Source organism: Pseudomonas sp. NPDC008258 (genome assembly GCF_042956345.1).
Lineage (GTDB): Bacteria > Pseudomonadota > Gammaproteobacteria > Pseudomonadales > Pseudomonadaceae > Aquipseudomonas.
The window spans coordinates 19212-35187 of sequence record NZ_JBIBGE010000003.1; the positions used below are offsets into that span (position 1 = coordinate 19212).

Genomic DNA, 15976 nt, shown 5'->3' on the forward strand with positions numbered 1-15976 from the left:
CGTATATAGCAATATAAGCGTATTCGTATTTAGGAAGTCAAGAGCCATGGGGCGACGCAAGACGATTGACCGTGACGAAGTGTTGCGGGTAGCCGAGGAAATCGTGGCAACTGGAGGGGTCGGTAGCCTAACTATCGACGCGGTTGCGACCGCTGCAGGCATCACCAAGGGTGGGGTTCAGTCTTGCTTCAAGAACAAGGAGAGCTTGATTGATGCCATGCTGAAGCGCTGGCAGAAAACCTACGATTTCTCTATCGAATCCTTGGCTGGGGAGGAGGCCGTACCCGAGGCCAGGATCGCAGCTCATGTCGAAAGCACTCGAGTTTACGACGCTGCTTCACAGGGCAAAGCTGCGAGCTTGCTGGCAGCTCTAATCGATTCCCCAGACCATTTACTCTCTGTACGAGATTGGTACCGGAAACGGCTTGAGGGGATCGATGCGTCGACGGAGGAGGGTAAACGGGCCAGGCTTGCATTCCTGGCGACCGAAGGTGCTTTCTTCCTGCGTTTCTTCGGCTTCATGGACATCGATGAGAGTGAGTGGCAAGCAATGTTTGCGGATATCTCTTGGTGCCAGGATGCTGGCTGACCTATTCAGCCATGAGGCGCTCCAGTAGCCAGATAGCTGCTGGCCCGAGCAGCTGCTTTCGTGACCAGATGACGTCGACGGGTAATTGTTTGGGCCAGCCTAGAGCAGTGATTTCTTCCAGGCGATCATTGCCATATGCCTCTACAAGCGCCTTGGGCAGGATCCCCCAGCCGAAGCCCATCGCCGCCATTTCCAAGAGGGTGAGGTAGTCTGGGGCCGACCACGTTTTCAAAGATTGGGTCACCTCGGCATGGACTTCCTCATGATCTGTGGCCAGGCTGCTAAGGCGCAGCATCCGGTAGTCGCCCAGGTGCTCTTGGCGCACGGTGGATAACGTCAGCAGGTGATGCCCTGCTTTCACAAAAAGTCCGAAATGAGATTTCTGGGCGAGCCGAGCGTGGGAGATGTCTGCAGGGTAGTGGCTTTGGGCTTCAGTCAAACCCAACTGGCCGCGACCTTGGCTGATGTGGCTCACAACGTCTTTGTTCTCAGCGATAAGACATTCGAATTGGAGTTCTGGATACCGCAGGTCTAGTTCCTGCAACCTCTCCTGATATTGTCCGGGCTGGTAGGTGTCCGATAGCACCAAGGTCAGCTTGGGCTCCTGCCCCTGGGAAATCGCATCTGTCTGCAGGCGGAGCCGGTCTGCTGAAGTGAGAACCTCCCGGGCATATTTCAAGATGATCGCCCCTGCGGGAGTGAGCTTCAGTGATCGAGCTCCTCGAACGAAAATCTCCGTATTGATGTCTGTCTCTATCCTGGACACCAGCTCGCTGATGGTCGATTGGCGTTTTCCAAGGTGCCTGGCGGCCGCGCTGAAGGAACCGCATGACTCGGAGTGGACAAGGGCTTCAAGTATTTCGTAGGAGTGATACATATCGGCTCACCCGATGGCTGCTAACTGGCTAGTGGTTGTGAGGTGAGTACAATCGAAGGCAATTGATAACCGAGTGCTCGTGGTGACATCTATGAATGTCGAACGTGGTTTTCTTGAACGACTGTTCCATGCATTTGTCTTTGAGGTCGTGGCAGTTGTGACCTTTTCCCCCGTAATCAGTTGGTTTACGGGGGGATCGTTGGCAAGCGTCGGGCTTCTCACGTTCGTGATCTCGGGTATGGCAATTGTTTGGAACCTGATATTCAACTTTCTATTCGATGTTGTAGAAGTACGTCTAGAACTTCGTCGTACAATGCTGGTCAGGTTTACACACGCACTTCTATTTGAGGCTGGTTTGATACTGGTCGTCGTTCCATTAATGGCTTGGTGGCTTTCCGTATCGTTGATCCAGGCCTTCCTGCTCGATATCGGATTGCTCCTCATGTTCTTGCCTTATACCGTGGCGTTCAATTGGGTCTATGACAAGCTGCGTGAGTCGGTCATTTCCCGTCGGCGTAGGTTCGAATTGCTGTGCAAGTGAGCGAGTCCTCCCTGGCTGCCTTTAGCGGCCAGGGAGATGGGCGCAGGTTACGAATGCAGAGGTGCCGATTTAGTCTTTTTTGCGAGGATGAACGCCGCTGGGATGATGCAGAGGAGCTGCATGAGCACGCCAAAGTCGCCGAGCTGTCCGTAGCCGTTGTCGAACTGCAGGGTGACAGCAACGACCATTGGGCCGATCACCATACCCAATGAGTCCGCGCCACTGGCTGCGGCTGTAGTTCTGCCAGTGCTGTCGATCTCGGAGGAGTACATACGGGCATAGGCAAGGAGGAAGACGTAAAGGAACGTCATCGACAGACCCACCGTCCAGTAGACGTACAGGTTGGGTTTCACGTAGAGGTAGGACGTGACTGCCATCAAGAGGCAAGCGGCTAGGAGCGGAATCGCATTCTTGAACTTGGCGAAGGCTTTGTTGGCAAAGAGAGGCACGAATATTGAGCAGAACATGCCTACAGAACCGACCAGGCCAACACCCGCGAAATCGAGTCCTGCTTGCTGGCCAACCTGCTCGAAATACAACCACAACGTATTAGCGCCAATGCTGCTCAGCAGGCAAAGAACAAAGAGGGAGATGGTGCGCACGCTGATTGACGAAGTGGGCTTTGGCAGCTCGATATGCTGGATTTTACTCACGTTCGGAAGCGCGAAGGCGAGCGGAAACAATACCGCATACCCAAAAGCGAGCGCCCAGAATACAGCTTTGGTACCGAGTACCTCGTGCAGTGCAGGTACCAGTAAAAACGCGCTGAGCGTCACACCGGCGCTGATGGCTGAGCTGTAACCCAGCAGCTTCGTGCCGCCGTTGAATTGCGCCAGGCTGGCGAAGCCGAGGCCGATGCAAAGCCCTTCACCGAGTCCGGCGAGGCCTCGATACAAGACTACCTGGCTGAAGTCATTGGACGCCAGAGTACCTACCTGGCCTGCGATAGCCATCAGGATGCCCAGCACGTACAGGGTCTTTCGGTTCATCAGGCCGAGGACGAATGACATGCAGATAGAGGCAAACGCAATGCAGGCAATCTCGGCCGTTGAGGCAATAGTGGCCTGTGCGGGATCGATCCCGAAGGTTTCAATGATACCTGTGAAGGTGATCGGGATTCCCAGGATGGCGACGTAGGCGAAGCAGGGGATCAGGAGGGCGGAAGCTTTTTGTAGGCGCGACGCAGCGAAATGGATATCGGGGGTGGAAGACATTACTTCATCCTCTGTTTTGTTATTGCACGCCTGCGGCATGCGATCTTGGCAGGATGCTTCGCGTCAGCGGGCTGACGACTGGACGGGGATAACCCCAGCATTGTTCTTATTCGGGCCTCCCTGGCTTACCTCGTTTATTTCTCAAGAGGCTGCATTGATTTTGGGCAATGAACAGAGGGCTGGATATGGCGAGGAAGGCCAAAAAATGGCGAGTAGGGTCATGCAGGCTCAAGGGCGCGACTGCTCTGAGATGGGGATGGGCTAGCTGCCCAAATCTCTCGAATCTGGGCGGTTACTATGGGAGTGCTGTGAGGGGGGGAGTAATAGGAGTGCCGTCCTTGGCACCTTCAATTAGGCGTGAGCCGCCTCGGGCATCATGTGATCCGCTGACTCCGAAAGGGACTGAGCATTGCGCAGGTTTTTACGGATGGTCAGCCAGATGAGTAGGCCAACAAACGCGATCAAGGAAACACCGATGAACACCGCCCAGGTGACATACCAGGCCTGACCTGGAACCGCGCGAGGCCATGCCGAGTTAGCAATTTCGAAAAGGATCCAGCATGTCGCAGTGAGCACCACCGGAGCAGTAAGCATGCCCAGGTTGAACACTCCTGATTTCCACTTTTTGATGATGATGCGAAAGAGCAGGCCGAACACCGCAAAGCCCATCGTGATGTAGAAGGAGGCTGTTGCGGACGAGATCAGGGTGGCATAGACGCGCTCAGAAAACGCCAAGAGAGTCACGAAGATGGCAACAATGCCGACGATGACCACCGCCCTGTTCGGAGTGCCGTGACGCTCAGAGAGCTTGGAGAGGAAATTCGAACCCGGCAGAATCTTGTCGCGAGAGAAGGCCCACATGACCCGGGATACACTGGTTTGCGCCATCATCATGGAGGCTGCAAAGCCGACGATTACCAGGATGAAAAACACGCGTGCGATGTCCGGGCCAAAGGCATCTTGGATGGTCGACGCGGCAGGGTCAGTCACTGCTCCGCTGACGATTGCACCGAAATCCGGAGTGGCGAGGATCAAGGCGAGTGCGCAGTAACTCACGACTAAGCCGATGGCAAACAAAGCGCCGGTGATGGCCCTTGGAATGTTTTTCTCTGGCTCCTCGATTTCTTCAGCCATGCTGCAGACGGATTCGAAGCCTGCAAATGCGAAGCCCACAAATCCTACGGCCACCAAGAGGCCGCCGAATACGTAGTTGTCGCCGCCTGCACCTGCGGTCTCGAAAAGGATGCTCAGATCGTGCTTGCGGTGCCAAATGAGGAGCACGGTTGCCAGACCCAGCGACCCAATGATTTCGGCGCCCAAGCTGAGCTTGCCCAGGAATTTCAGCGCGGCGGGGCCGAGCAGATTGAGGCCTGTCCCGACGCAGATAATCACAAGCGCGATGAAGATCTGGGTGGTAGGACTGAAGGGCTCGATGCCCAGCGCTGCTGGAAGGAACGATGCAATCGCGTATGCATTCGAGGCAAATACGAAGATGAGAGTCCAGAGGTAAAACCATCCAGTCATCCATCCGTAATTGTCGCCGACCATCCGCCTCGCCCATTGGTAGCTACCACCCTGCATGGGCCAGCGAGAGACCATAATGCCGAGGGATAGAGCGATCATCAGCTGAAGCGCCAGGCCCACAGGGAAGACCCACCAGCCGGCTGGGCCAGCTGCTTGCACGATTAGGCCAAAGACTGCATACAGAGCAACAATTGGGGAGATGTAAACAAATGCGAGCGTGAACGCATCATGCATTTTGAACTGACGCTTCAATGGCGCAGTTGTTGAGTCTTGTATTTGTTCGGGCGGGAAAGTCATTGTTGGGCTTCCGAATTGTAGTAACCTGCCGTTTCAACTTTGCTCTAACCAGGTTGTTATATTTTTATGCTCAAGCGCTGGGTTAGGCCGGGCGGCATTGTGTCACTATGACGCAGGGAAACTCTATGGATTGGGTGCATGTTGGCCGTTTGGGAAGCATTGTGGCCATTTGAGAGCTATTGAATGATTTCTCGGTGACCCCAGCATGCATGACTGATCATCCTGTGGTGGGGGCAAGGTGTCCGGCTCCTGCTCTACGCTTCGCGTCAACGAGCAGGGTGAGTACAATGAAAGTAGATGGAGCTTTCCGCTTGCATATACTATGGCCATGAAAGCTCGCGTAGGTACCGATAAAGCTCATCGTGGAGATGTATTGATGGATCAAATTACCGCTGAATCTCCTCGCATCAAAAAATTCAAGAAAGATCTTGTGGATTCGATCCCAAGATTCCCTAACAATAAGGCAACTCTGCAAGCACTCGAGCAGATGCGTCTTGTTGATCTTCTTATTACGTTCCTGGGGTGGCGAGTGCGGCTGGTCGGTCAACGGCCACGCCGAGTGACCCGAGCTCAAGCCTTAAGACATGATCCAAGGGCTCAAGCTCTAGCACCCAACATTGAGGCATTTCTAAATTCAGTTACAGCCGGAGAGGATCTCACCCCTTATCTTTCACTATCGGCTAGGTCTGAAGGTTTTACTATTCCCGACAAAAATCATCCGAAGGGGCTTTGGGCGGATAAGGATTTTTTGTTGAATGCGATGGGATTCCATCATTTTCATCTAGGTCTGACACTGGAGCCCGGTGGTCATTGCAAGCGTACCAATGAAGTTCTATTTGCTCTCGTGAGACGTGATGAGTTTGAAATTATTGGACTTTTTACTCACGATGCATTCGAGAGGAATGTTCAAGGCAAGATGACCTCTGAGCGACGGCGTCTGTGGTCGACTTTTGAGAGGAGGTTGGCCGAGGGCGTGCTGCCTGGACAAATGTATATTGGTGGAATGGCTGGCATGGGAATTTCAGGGTCAGGAATACCTATTGCCGTGGTCGAGACCGCTTTTCATTACATTCGCCAGATTAAGTGGTATGAGGAGAATTTGCGCAACTTTGAATTCGCCAAGACGCTTTATAGTGAAGGCAATATTCCAGCCAAGTCCAAGTTTAAATGGGGCATTGACCACCTCGATCTCGTTTTACTGGATGAGGGGGCAGGACAATTGGTTAGGATCGCCAAAGGCCTGAACTGAGTACGGATATGGCCGGTATTGAAAAGGAGACAAAAACTATGAGCAGCGTCTTTATTGTTGGAGGTGCGGGGAAGATCGGTCGGCGCTTGATTCAGCACCTTGTGCTGAGAGGTCATAAACCAGTCGCAATGCATCGTCAGATACATCAGGGAACGGAGCTTGAGCGTCTGGGGGCTCTGCCCGTGAATGGCAGCTTGCAGGAGCTGACTGTCGATCACCTAGCGCGGCTGATGTCTGGATGCGATGTCGTTATCTTCACCGCCGGCGCTGGTGGCAAGGGTGGGCCGGAAATGACTAATGCCATTGATGGTCGAGGTCTTGAGCTCTCCGTAGAAGCTGCGACGCTCGCTGGTATCAAGCGCTTCCTGCTGGTATCTGCCTTCCCAGAGGCGGGGAGGGGCAAGCATGTCTCTGATACCTTCGAGAACTACATGGCTGTCAAAAAACGTGCTGATGTGTATCTGGCTCAAAGCTCTCTTGATTGGGCAATCCTGCGGCCGGGCACGCTGACCGATCAGCCAGGAAGCGGTCTTGTTCGAGTGGGGTTGGTTATTCCTTACGGGGAGGTATCACGTGAGGATGTGGCTGCAACGCTTGTAGGGCTCGTTGAGAAACCTCAACTCGCGCGAGTCGTCCTTGAGCTTACCCAGGGCAATACTCCTGTTGACGAAGCCTTGGTGCTATTCGCTTCCGGGCAAGTGGCAATTTCGTAGGTATAGCCAGATCAGGTGGTTGTCCATTGGCTCCGGCAATTGATGCAGTCGGCCCTCCGAGAGATTCCAAAGTCGTTGGCCACCCCGAGTTCTGCTGTGTGGCCCATCAATCCATGAACGACAACTCAGCTTGCAGGGCCGAGGAGGGAGGGCTCTGGGGCCGGCGCGGTTTGTGAGCAGGCAATGATTTGGGCCTGGCTGCAGGGCACTCCCACGCAGGGACACGTAAATCGGACAGCCCACCACTCTGTTGGAGGTCTTCCAACTCTGACCTTAACTTGACGATCAGCTCTTGCGCCGGCTGACCCGTGCTTTCGCTCAGCGTCAGTGTGAGGAGGGTGAGTGGGCTTAATTCAAGGCGCTCGCTCAGCTGATCAAGCTTGTCTAGGGTAATGCTTGATTTTCCGGTCTCGAGCTTGGACAGGTAGGTGCGACTCGTTACATCACCAAACCCACTCTGGCTGAGATTACGCACGCTTCGTACTGCCCGCAACACACTCGCAAATGACGATTTAAGTGACATCAATCCTTCCTGAAATGATCTTTCGGGCCAAGGTCATCTGCTGGATTCTATCGGCATCACACGATGTGCGCACGCAGGAGTACATTTGTGCTCTGTGTGTTTTTCGTGCTCCGCTCACTTAACCAGGGTAGGGGCTCCGGTTCGAGAAACCACACTCCAGTGCACAAAGACGGTCAGTGGTAGTACCGATCAATCGCGCTTTTTCATTGCAAGACCTTGCTGAATGTCGCAAGTGGATGGCACATGGCTATCTACTTGCCTACAATCCGGGCCTTGCCTCTTATCGCGATGGATCCGCGTAGCCGACGGTTCGATCGCCTCAGAAAATGGATTTAGCTCATGTGGCACGATAACGAAACCACGACGGACTACCTGAATTTTGGGGTAGTCGCAGATGCGTGCGCGAGTCTTCTAAAACAAAGTGCTGGCGAGCCCATCTCGATCGGCGTGTCAGGTGGCTGGGGCGCGGGCAAATCCTCCTTGGTGAAGATGATTGCCTCACGCCTGGCCGACCTGCCTACTGGTGCAGCGACACCTCCTACCGTCACCCAATCAGATTCTGCAAACACCACTCATAACACTCGTTACGTTGTCATCACGTTCAACCCTTGGCTTTATCAAGATTTTGAAAGCGCTCGCAGTGCGTTACTGCAGATCGTTGGCGATGAGGTGCTCAAGCTAGCCAAAGGTGATCAGACACTGTGGAACAAAGCTGTCGACCTGATGCGCAGGATCAATTTGCTCAAGCTGGTACAGGTCAGCACTGAGGCAGCGCTCACCATCAAGACCGGGTTGCCCATAGGCTCGGTGGGTAAGGCAGTCGTCAAAGCCATGGGCTGGTTCAAATCCTCAACAGGGGATGCTGGAGAAGACCAGGCGGCTGGCGCAAAAAGTGGCGACGCCGAGGGTAGTGATGACGAAGGGGCTGCAGATTACTTTGGTCTCAAATCGCTCGGTATCTTGAACCCGGCCAACCCCATGTCTCTGCCGAACGAGATCCAGGCATTCCGCGATGCGCTGGAGCAGTTGCTCGGTGAGCTCGGGGTGACTTTGGTCGTATTTGTCGATGATCTCGACAGGTGCCTACCTCAAACGGCCATCTCGACGCTGGAGTCGATCCGCCTTCTGCTGTTCCTCAAGCGCACGGCATTCGTGATCGCTGCCGACAATGACTTCATTCGCGGTGCGGTCAAGAAGCACTTCGAAGGAACCGATATCAACGACGACATCGCGACCAACTACTTCGATAAGCTTATTCAGGTACCTCTGCACGTACCTCGTCTTGGCGTGAATGAGGCCAAGGCTTACTTGGTTCTGCTCTTGCTCGAGCGCGAGGCCAGAGCTGGAGCGTTCTCGCAAGACAAGTTTGAGGATGCCAAACTGCTCATCCCCAAAAGGCTGAGTCAGAGTTGGCAGGGCGAGACGATCACCACCGAATTCCTGTTTGAGCTCGTCGATGGTGATCTCAGACTTCAGGAGCTTATGCAGCTTGCCGAGGGGCTGGCGCCGCTCATGTTCAACTCCACCGCCATCAGTGCTAACCCGCGACTGATGAAGCGGTTCCTGAATACCGTATTCCTGCGTCAGTCGCTGGCGGCGCCTCAGGGAATCAAGCTAGATGTCCCTGCGTTGGCCAAATGGCACCTGCTTGAACGCTGCAACGAAGACCTCGCCAAAACGCTGTCCTCACTGGTGACTTCCGACAATGACGGCGAAGTATCCGTCCTTCTGGAGGCTGAGTCTCTTGCCGCCGTCGAAGCAGCCCTGCCTGAGAACTTCCCGGATGAGTTTTTTGTGAGGGAGTGGCTACAGCTAGCCCCTGCGCTGGGATCCAGGGACTTGCGTCCATTGCTTCACCTGAGTCGCGACTCGGCTACCCGAGACTTCGGGGATGACAACATGACGCCTGCTTCGCGACAGCTTCGGGACATGCTGAAGACAGCCTCCAGCGGTAACAATCCACTGACCCAGGCCATCCGGGCCTTGGATACCACGCAGGCTGAGCTCGCCATGGTGAAGGCTTGGCAGGGCACCGTCACCTCCCGCTCTTGGAAGAATAAGACCGAGATGGTCATGCTAATTGAACCCTGCAAGGTGCACACATCCTTGGGTAAACGCGCCGCTGTCCTACTGGCCCAAGCACCAGCGAAATCGGTAGGGCCAGGGATCATTCCCCCTCTCGCCAACCAGCCCTGGGCCACAGATGTTCTCAAGGCCTGGATGGAGAATTCAGAAGTCGCGGGGAATACGAAGAACGCAATCGATCGGGCGCTAAGGAATGCAAGCTGATGGGTACCTCAACTTCGAGCAGTGGTGGTAAAGCAGGCTCACCCTTCGATCCAGAGTGGCTGGATCAAGGGGAGGGCGCGGGGGCAGGGCCCGGAGATGGCACAACGGAAACCGAAGGCACCGACGACACGCCTGGTGGCCAAGACGATAATGCCGAGGCTGGCCCGGAGTGTGATGTAGCGCCCGATCGCCGGTTCATGCCGGCTCGCGCCAAGCTGGGTAAGTATCTCTCGGGTGGTGGGAGGGACGCGCTCCGTGGGGCCGCCAGTAGCATGATCAATAAGGGGATGGGCGGTTCGGCTCGAGCCGCGCGAACAATGCGCGGAGTTGCTCAGGGCGCCGGCCGTTTGGGCGAGTTCCTCGAAGCCATCCGAGATGGCAGCACCCAGCAAGCGATCGACTGGCTGCAGCGAGTACGTGGCCAGAATCTTTCGGCAGAAGACCTGGTACTTGAACTCATCAAGGAAGTCATGCCTGACACCGGGAGCATCGATGATGAGTCGCTGCGCAACGCAGGGTCGGACGCGATGGCCTTGCTGTACCAAAAAGATCCAGACGTCGATGTTTTCGTCCTCACCGATGACCAGATCAACTCGGTCATCGGTTTCACAATCGGTAACGCTGTGTGCAACCGACTCGACGAGCAACTAGGCCAGACCTACGAAAAACTGAAGTATTCGCCCCTTCAAGTGCAAGAGCTTCGAAATGATGTTCAGGAATGGGTACACGGTGAGGTAGAGCGGATCATGGAAGGACTAGCAGGCCAACGATTGGATTGCCAAACCCTGGCGCAAACAGTCCTCCAGGGCGCGCTGGAGGTCTTTGCAGAATGATCAAGGTAATTTGCGCAAGAGCTGACCAGCTGCCCGCTGAACTTCAACCGGGCGAACGCGCCTTTTCGTACTTCAAGTCCGCCCGGCGAGAGGGTGTTGGTACCATTGCCAAGGGCTGGCATGGATCCCTCAAGCGCAAAGGCTTCCGGCCTAGCCCGGCCACTTGGGATTTCGTTCAGTTTTGCCTGGCGGTGTGCGCAACTGATCTGTGTGGGATGCGCAAGACCAGCGCCGATGGTTGGACGCGTACGATTGAGCTCAGCGTCGGCTTGCATGAGCCGCTGCGATGGGAGCCTTACAGAGCCGAGCTGGAACAGCTGCTCAAGGTTTTGACCGGGGATTACTGGACGCTTATCTTCACCGGCGCGGGCATGCCGCCACCTGAAGGAAAGTTCGTTGCCAAACCTCAGGACTGCGTGTCGTTGCTGTCGGGAGGCCTTGATAGCCTGATCGGCGGTCTCGATCTGGTAGCTCAAGGGCGGCGTCCCTTGTTTGTCTCGCAACTGGCGCATGAGGACTCGCAGCGCCAGCGAGATTACGCCCAGCTGCTAGGCGGCGATGGAGCTCATTATCAGTGGAGTCACGGCATCAGCTTCAAGGGCCCCAAAGAACCTTCAACCCGTGCCCGATCCTTGGCGTTCTATGCGTTCGCGGTGCTGGCGACCTCGCGGCTGGCCGACCCTCGCCCCACGTTGTTCATTCCTGAGAACGGGTTCATCTGCGTGAATCCGCCGCTTGTCCCCGGGCGCGTATCGAGCTTGAGCACTCGCACGACGCACCCACTGTTCATAGCCAAGCTCCAGCAGGTGCTGGACGGCATTGGAGTGCATGTGCAGCTGGAATTACCCTATCGGTTCAAGACCAAGGGCGAAATGATGAACGACTGCCTTGATCCGGTGCGCCTGCAGCAGTTGGCCTGGCAGACGACCAGCTGTGGGCGTTTCCGCACCTATAACCGCACGCACTGCGGACGCTGCGTACCTTGTATGATTCGTCGCGCTGCGTTCACAGCATGGACGGGCGGGAATGATGCCACCCAGTATGTGTATTCCAGCCTGGTCGGGAGCGACAAGTCCAGCGGCCCTGATGATCCCATGGCTGTGGCACAGGCTGTCTTGACGACCCGGTCTAAGGGTATCGACAGATTCCTGGGCGCCTCGCTCGCGTTTGCTCCAGTCGATGAGCGCCCACAGTATCGCTCAGTGCTCACGAATGGCATTAATGAACTTGAAGCCTTGTTAACTGGAGATGGCGTACTTTGATGGACTTCCACTGCCACCTCGACCTTTACCCCAATGCCCGTGACGTTTTTGCACAGGCACAGGAGAGGAACGAGTTCACGTGGCTTGTCACCACCAGCCCCCGAGCGTTCAGCGCGACGTCCAGAGTGCTGGGTGGAAGCGACAAGGTGCTGATCACTCCCGGACTGCACCCGGAGATCGTTGGCGCCCGTCACGCTGAGCTCGACATGCTGCTTGAGCAGATCAGACACGTGAAGGCAGTGGGCGAGGTCGGCCTGGATGGCTCCAAGCGCTTTCAGGCGAGTTACGATGTGCAGCGCAGCGTGTTTGTTGCCGTCGTGGCGCAGTGCGCAGCCCTCGGCGGTCGAGTACTGAGCATCCATTCGCGTCAGGCCGTTAAGGATGTGCTGGCGGTATTGCACGATCATCCGGGCTACGGTACTGCGGTGCTGCACTGGTTCACTGGAACCACCACGGAGCTCAAGGCGGCAATAGCACAGGATTGCTGGTTCAGCATTGGCCCAGCAGCCTTCAACTCGGCAGCGGGGCAGGCCTTGACCAAGAAACTCCCCCGCGATCGGGTCGTCCCTGAAAGCGATGGGCCATTTGCGCAGGTAGATGGCGCCAGTGTCATGCCGTGGAGTGCAGGTCAGACCGCGCAGATGCTGGGGAAGGCATGGGACGTCTCTCCTACAGACGCCATGCATATTCTGGAGTCGAATTCTCGTCGGCTTCTTGGCCTGATTCGGGCATAGAGTTGATCCAAGCCATAAAGCCCGTACAGGTTATCCAGGCGGGCGGTGAATCGAGGATGGATGCATGGAGCAACTGAACCGAGCAAGACGTTACAACCGAGTGCATGTTGGCGGGCAGGTCTGACCGCCGCGATCACGGAGTCGGTGCCCGATCTATGACACGCCTTCAGACAGGGGGCATGAGAGGCAGAGGGTAGGGTGGATCCCCCGAAAGGGCACCGGCATCAAGCGGTTTCAGGAGACCTGGGAGAAAGTGCTCCAGGTTGAGTTGAAATCGAAACAGCTTAAGGGCATTGATACATCACCGTTCATCAGTGAGGTACAACAATGCGTGGAAGTTACAGCAGCAGCTCGCCTGCCGGAATCTTGATCTGTTTGGCCGTGGTTTTGTGTTTCTGTGCCGTGGTCACGTTGGCCGACCAGGTACATCTGGACATTGCCACGACCGGTGTTGTCTTGGGGAGGCTGGCTCTAGCCTGGCTCTTTGGATACTGCCTGGGCCGAGGGCTACTAGGCGTGGGCCTCAGCTACAGCTGGCCAGTGTGCCTTGGGCTCTCCTGGATCGCACTCATGCCTGCGTTCAGCGTTTGGCTTGGCGAGGATACCTACGCCTGGTTCGAGCCTTTTTGGTCTCAATGTGTAGGTGTGGTAGCAGTAGCGCTTCTCGCGTTTCGCATTAGATCATTCGTAGCGTAAGTCGGATCGGGGCGTGATCATGAATACCTCAGACTGAGGTTAGAGGCGCGCCCTCCGATCTATTCTGTAGGGCATTCGGCAGGTTCGAAAAGTACTAGGCGAACATTTTGACAAACCAATGCTCTTTTATCCTGCTCAACCACCCCTTGCGCCGGTTTTTACTTGGTTCACTCCCATATTTTGCATGATATCGCTGCACTGCCGCCTCCATTTCTCCCACGTACCTTTGAAAATCGTCGGCGGCATACTCCAAAAAGCGTTCGTCCATCAGGACACCGTCAAAAGAGTTGACCGACACCCCCACCCCCTCGGTTTTGCGAATGGCTGACAAGACCCTTTTTTCCCAAGTGTTCTTTCTACCAATGCGCGTGCTTATTTCCCTGAAGCCCTTAGCGGTGCCGTCGCTGTGAGCCATTACGTTCCTGATAACAGTCAGATGATCCAGGTCTGTGATGCCTTTGCCACCAATGACCTTTTTCAGCATATCGTGGGCCTTTTCAATTGGCCCCATACCCTTGAGCTTTCCCTCAAACCCAGTGAGTTCAAGCATAAACTCCAGGCATTGACTCATACGGTGTTCGAACAACCCAAACATCGTAAGAAATGCTGAGCGTCGAGTGAGTTGGGTAATCATAAACTTGTGCATCAATAACACTTCATCATGGTCATAATCGATAGAAGCGCCACATGAGTAGAAAGTCCGTTGCCGCACGTAGCTTTCACCGTACTGATCGTACGCTTCTTCTTCGTGCTCATGCTCCTTTATCAAATCTTCGGCTTCCTTGAGTGCAAGCGCCACATTTTTTTCTGCCTGCTCTGCGAGCATTCGCATGACAGAGATGGACTCGCTGAGGGCACACATATGAACACTGAAAATAAAGTCGAGTTTGGCCAAGTTGCCTCCCTGCAGGCTCATTTTGAAGACACACGATTTTCTGGGCAGATCTGCGATCTGCTCAGCGTACATAATCCATTCGCGCCTCGATATCCCAGCCTGAGCTGGCGCCCACATAGACGTCTGCGCATCAAATGCACGCCATGGATCTCCTAGGGCAGAGCTCTTGGCTTTCAGCTCTCAGGGGACTGATCAGACCCCCTCATGGCTTCCAACAGCACTTCAAGGGCATCGAGCAAGCGTCGATCTTCACGGGCATCCCCGGTTTCCGGCCTGTACGTTTGGCAATGCCGCATCAAGGCATCAAAATCGTTGCGGTTGAGGTCAAACTCAATAAACATCTAAACCCACCATGTGTTCGCCTTTGCGATCGCCAGTATAAATGAGCAGGCTTCAGGAGAAATACGCGATCAGCACTTTGCCATCGACTTAGGCCTGTTGCTTGGAGCGGGCACCGGTTAGTTGATCCGACACCCACCATTGCTGATCTAGGCGCGGAAATCTGGGGGTACCGTATCAGCTGTCATGCCTATGCGGTGACTGCAGCAGTACGCCCCGAAGATCGACTGCTCAGACATCGAGCCTTTGCACTGAAACCAGGAGTTAAGCTTGGATATCCCAGTTCCATTCAACCTCGTAGTCAAGGCTGCCGATTGGATTTGGCAGCGAGTCACCAAAGCCTTGCTGTACAAAACCTATGCTGCGTCACATGAAAAATGGGCTATTCGCCACCGGCTAGGAGCGCGGTGGGATCCCTTGGGTAAGCACTTGGAGTATTCGGTACGCCTTGCACTGCCTACAGATCCGGAGCCAAGGATCTCGCGTTTGGCGCTGCGCGCAACCGGAGAGAGCCTTGCGAAAGTTGACTTGTATTTCGAGGCGATTGGAGCAGGCATTCGCTATCAGGAGAAAGTATCGGTATGCGATGTGGACACTCGCCCTATCGTCTGGAACCTCACGAATATCCCCGTCCAGGCATTCGTGGGCGGTAAGGAGTATGGCATTGCATTCTCGGTAGAGGAGATCCAGCTGCGGCAGTGTGTGATCCAGCAATCAACGGGGGCTGAGTTGCCTGCCCAGAATTCCGTCACGTCCTGCATGACCCAGAGTTGGCTCTTGAGCGATGAGTGGAGACTCCGCTGGGGAAATCGCTGGAATTGTAATGCGATCAAATTTGCCAAGAGCGAGATTGCTCTTTATTGGCGATTCAGGTTCGGCCTACCTACGTACCGCGTTTACACACCCTTCGCCTCCTCAAAACGGAAATTCAGCATGAGCCCTGTATTGCAGGCGCTGGGTCTGTTAATGGGCCTGCCGGCCTTGGTGAAGGCGCAATTCTGGCTAGCCATTTGGTCTGGGCTCTGGGTGATGGACGAAGATGACAGGCTTTGCTTCCGGTGGCGTGATAGTAGGGTAGAGAGCGAGGCCCAGGACGGTTGACTCTGCGCTTTGAAGCCGCTGTTCGCACACAGCAAGGCAATGAGGTTCTCACCGGATCAAGGAGGCTGGTTCAATTTATGGGTTATCGCAAGACAACTGGTCGGGGCGCAGGTTGCACACTGGCGTCGCTTCCTGGTGAAAGCCCCATGCAACCTGGCGCGCTGCCTCATCTGGCCTTTGCAACGTGAAGCTGGGATCCGATAAGCAGCATAGATACAGCAGGGGCAAGATTCGCTGAGCGGCGGCGTCGAATAGCCTTCACCATGCTTTCATGGCATATAGCTACCGGGTTATCACCAC

The 15976-nt window shown here is 55.2% G+C and carries 15 protein-coding genes; 9 read left to right on the forward strand and 6 right to left on the reverse strand.

All coding sequences use genetic code 11. The features are described 5' to 3' along the window. Positions 1 to 46 precede the first annotated feature (46 nt). Entirely contained in the window at positions 47 to 589 is a 543-nt protein-coding gene (locus ACFY9W_RS02980) for a TetR family transcriptional regulator (RefSeq protein ID WP_391125532.1), read from the forward strand. 1 nt (position 590) lies between these two features. On the opposite strand, the gene ACFY9W_RS02985 is transcribed toward ACFY9W_RS02980, so the two are convergent. Further along, positions 591 to 1466, reverse strand: coding sequence for a LysR substrate-binding domain-containing protein (locus ACFY9W_RS02985; RefSeq protein ID WP_391125535.1), 876 nt, complete (start codon positions 1464 to 1466; stop codon positions 591 to 593). A 91-nt stretch (positions 1467 to 1557) separates the two neighbouring features. Between ACFY9W_RS02985 and ACFY9W_RS02990 the strand changes: the two genes are divergently transcribed. After that, positions 1558 to 2007 carry a multidrug/biocide efflux PACE transporter gene (locus tag ACFY9W_RS02990; RefSeq protein WP_391125538.1) on the forward strand — a complete coding sequence of 150 codons (450 nt, stop codon included), beginning with the start codon at positions 1558 to 1560 and terminating at the stop codon, positions 2005 to 2007. A 47-nt stretch (positions 2008 to 2054) separates the two neighbouring features. Here the strand turns inward: ACFY9W_RS02990 and ACFY9W_RS02995 are convergent, their stop codons facing one another. Beyond that, a complete protein-coding gene (locus ACFY9W_RS02995; RefSeq protein ID WP_391125541.1) occupies positions 2055 to 3221 on the reverse strand; it encodes an MFS transporter in 1167 nt (388 codons plus the stop codon). Between the two features lie 351 nt (positions 3222 to 3572). Further along, positions 3573 to 5042: an amino acid permease gene (locus ACFY9W_RS03000; protein ID WP_391125543.1), complete on the reverse strand. Its 1470-nt coding sequence runs from the start codon at positions 5040 to 5042 to the stop codon at positions 3573 to 3575. A 376-nt stretch (positions 5043 to 5418) separates the two neighbouring features. Between ACFY9W_RS03000 and ACFY9W_RS03005 the strand changes: the two genes are divergently transcribed. Together ACFY9W_RS03005 and ACFY9W_RS03010 are read left to right on the forward strand one after the other, a co-directional pair. Next, on the forward strand, positions 5419 to 6291 hold the full coding sequence (locus tag ACFY9W_RS03005) for a hypothetical protein (RefSeq protein WP_391125546.1): 873 nt from the start codon (positions 5419 to 5421) through the stop codon (positions 6289 to 6291). A gap of 38 nt (positions 6292 to 6329) precedes the next feature. After that, positions 6330 to 7004: an NAD(P)H-binding protein gene (locus tag ACFY9W_RS03010; RefSeq protein WP_391126132.1), complete on the forward strand. Its 675-nt coding sequence runs from the start codon at positions 6330 to 6332 to the stop codon at positions 7002 to 7004. A 106-nt stretch (positions 7005 to 7110) separates the two neighbouring features. On the opposite strand, the gene ACFY9W_RS03015 is transcribed toward ACFY9W_RS03010, so the two are convergent. Continuing rightward, positions 7111 to 7527 (reverse strand): helix-turn-helix domain-containing protein, encoded by a 417-nt coding sequence (locus ACFY9W_RS03015; RefSeq protein WP_391125549.1) that lies wholly within the window; start codon positions 7525 to 7527, stop codon positions 7111 to 7113. Positions 7528 to 7866: 339 nt separating this feature from the next. Between ACFY9W_RS03015 and ACFY9W_RS03020 the strand changes: the two genes are divergently transcribed. From ACFY9W_RS03020 to qatD, 4 genes are read left to right on the forward strand one after another with little or no spacing between them, the layout of a single operon-like run. Next, a complete protein-coding gene (locus ACFY9W_RS03020; RefSeq protein ID WP_391125552.1) occupies positions 7867 to 9816 on the forward strand; it encodes a P-loop NTPase fold protein in 1950 nt (649 codons plus the stop codon). Further along, positions 9816 to 10649 (forward strand): hypothetical protein, encoded by an 834-nt coding sequence (locus ACFY9W_RS03025; protein ID WP_243055255.1) that lies wholly within the window; start codon positions 9816 to 9818, stop codon positions 10647 to 10649. The genes ACFY9W_RS03020 and ACFY9W_RS03025 overlap by 1 nt, the downstream gene beginning before the upstream one ends. After that, the gene (gene qatC / locus ACFY9W_RS03030; protein ID WP_391125556.1) at positions 10646 to 11911 is read left to right on the forward strand and encodes a Qat anti-phage system QueC-like protein QatC; all 1266 of its coding nucleotides are present in this window, start codon (positions 10646 to 10648) and stop codon (positions 11909 to 11911) included. The genes ACFY9W_RS03025 and qatC overlap by 4 nt, the downstream gene beginning before the upstream one ends. Continuing rightward, positions 11911 to 12645 (forward strand): Qat anti-phage system TatD family nuclease QatD, encoded by a 735-nt coding sequence (qatD, locus tag ACFY9W_RS03035; RefSeq protein ID WP_391125559.1) that lies wholly within the window; start codon positions 11911 to 11913, stop codon positions 12643 to 12645. Before qatC ends, qatD begins: the two co-directional genes overlap by 1 nt. Before the next feature lie 790 nt (positions 12646 to 13435). Here the strand turns inward: qatD and ACFY9W_RS03040 are convergent. Together ACFY9W_RS03040 and ACFY9W_RS03045 are read right to left on the reverse strand one after the other, a co-directional pair. Continuing rightward, the gene (locus tag ACFY9W_RS03040) at positions 13436 to 14236 is read right to left on the reverse strand and encodes a hypothetical protein (protein ID WP_391125562.1); all 801 of its coding nucleotides are present in this window, start codon (positions 14234 to 14236) and stop codon (positions 13436 to 13438) included. Positions 14237 to 14409: 173 nt separating this feature from the next. Next, on the reverse strand, positions 14410 to 14577 hold the full coding sequence (locus ACFY9W_RS03045; RefSeq protein WP_165919278.1) for a hypothetical protein: 168 nt from the start codon (positions 14575 to 14577) through the stop codon (positions 14410 to 14412). Positions 14578 to 14845: 268 nt separating this feature from the next. Between ACFY9W_RS03045 and ACFY9W_RS03050 the strand changes: the two genes are divergently transcribed. Further along, positions 14846 to 15676: a hypothetical protein gene (locus ACFY9W_RS03050; RefSeq protein WP_391125566.1), complete on the forward strand. Its 831-nt coding sequence runs from the start codon at positions 14846 to 14848 to the stop codon at positions 15674 to 15676. Positions 15677 to 15976: the final 300 nt, after the last annotated feature.

What these genes read in the sequence shown, in the direction of transcription:
- ACFY9W_RS03020 (WP_391125552.1), top strand. Translation starts at nt 7,867, where the DNA reads ATGTGGCACGATAACGAAACCACGACGGACTACCTGAATTTTGGGGTA.
- ACFY9W_RS02995 (WP_391125541.1), bottom strand. Translation starts at nt 3,221, where the DNA reads ATGTCTTCCACCCCCGATATCCATTTCGCTGCGTCGCGCCTACAAAAA.
- ACFY9W_RS02985 (WP_391125535.1), bottom strand. Translation starts at nt 1,466, where the DNA reads ATGTATCACTCCTACGAAATACTTGAAGCCCTTGTCCACTCCGAGTCA.
- ACFY9W_RS03045 (WP_165919278.1), bottom strand. Translation starts at nt 14,577, where the DNA reads ATGTTTATTGAGTTTGACCTCAACCGCAACGATTTTGATGCCTTGATG.
- ACFY9W_RS02990 (WP_391125538.1), top strand. Translation starts at nt 1,558, where the DNA reads ATGAATGTCGAACGTGGTTTTCTTGAACGACTGTTCCATGCATTTGTC.
- qatD (WP_391125559.1), top strand. Translation starts at nt 11,911, where the DNA reads ATGGACTTCCACTGCCACCTCGACCTTTACCCCAATGCCCGTGACGTT.
- ACFY9W_RS03000 (WP_391125543.1), bottom strand. Translation starts at nt 5,042, where the DNA reads ATGACTTTCCCGCCCGAACAAATACAAGACTCAACAACTGCGCCATTG.
- ACFY9W_RS02980 (WP_391125532.1), top strand. Translation starts at nt 47, where the DNA reads ATGGGGCGACGCAAGACGATTGACCGTGACGAAGTGTTGCGGGTAGCC.
- ACFY9W_RS03010 (WP_391126132.1), top strand. Translation starts at nt 6,330, where the DNA reads ATGAGCAGCGTCTTTATTGTTGGAGGTGCGGGGAAGATCGGTCGGCGC.
- ACFY9W_RS03025 (WP_243055255.1), top strand. Translation starts at nt 9,816, where the DNA reads ATGGGTACCTCAACTTCGAGCAGTGGTGGTAAAGCAGGCTCACCCTTC.
- ACFY9W_RS03005 (WP_391125546.1), top strand. Translation starts at nt 5,419, where the DNA reads ATGGATCAAATTACCGCTGAATCTCCTCGCATCAAAAAATTCAAGAAA.
- qatC (WP_391125556.1), top strand. Translation starts at nt 10,646, where the DNA reads ATGATCAAGGTAATTTGCGCAAGAGCTGACCAGCTGCCCGCTGAACTT.
- ACFY9W_RS03015 (WP_391125549.1), bottom strand. Translation starts at nt 7,527, where the DNA reads ATGTCACTTAAATCGTCATTTGCGAGTGTGTTGCGGGCAGTACGAAGC.